The sequence below is a fragment of the Mesorhizobium sp. M1E.F.Ca.ET.063.01.1.1 genome, assembly GCF_003998155.1.
GTDB lineage: Bacteria > Pseudomonadota > Alphaproteobacteria > Rhizobiales > Rhizobiaceae > Mesorhizobium.
Map to the genome: position 1 here is coordinate 1 of NZ_RZSC01001526.1, position 512 is coordinate 512.

Here is a 512-nt window from a genome sequence, read left to right on the forward strand (position 1 = left end):
CGTACTCGCCACTCATGATCATCTCCTCGACCCGTTCGCCGGGGTTCACTGCTTCTCTTCTAGTCCTGTCCGTAACCGGCAATCGTTTAGCCGACTCCGGCCCCGGTCAATTGTCCGCGACGACCGTGCAACGGCCGCCGCCCCTCAGGATTTCGCCGAAACCACCCTTTTCGTGGATCGAATAGACGATTATCGGAATGTTGTTTTCACGCGCAAGTGCAATCGCGGCCGTATCCATGATCGTAAGCCCGCGTTTGATGACTTCGGCATGACTTATGCGGTCGAAGCGTACCGCATCCGGATGCTTCTTGGGGTCGGCCGAATAGACGCCATCGACCTGGGTGCCCTTGAACAGCGCGTCGGCCCCGATCTCGGCGGCGCGCAGCGCCGCGGCCGAATCGGTGGTGAAGAACGGATTGCCGGTGCCGCCAGCAAAGATCACCACCTTGCCCTGGTTCATATAGGCGGTCGCTTGACGCTGGGAGAAGCTCTCGCAGAGCTCGGGCATGGCG

1 pseudogene is annotated in these 512 nt (G+C 60.7%); it reads right to left on the reverse strand.

Annotated elements, in window-relative coordinates:
- Nucleotides 1–106: 106 nt before the first annotated feature.
- A pseudogene (pyrH, locus tag EOA29_RS39595) lies at nt 107–512 on the reverse strand (UMP kinase); the annotation flags it as partial.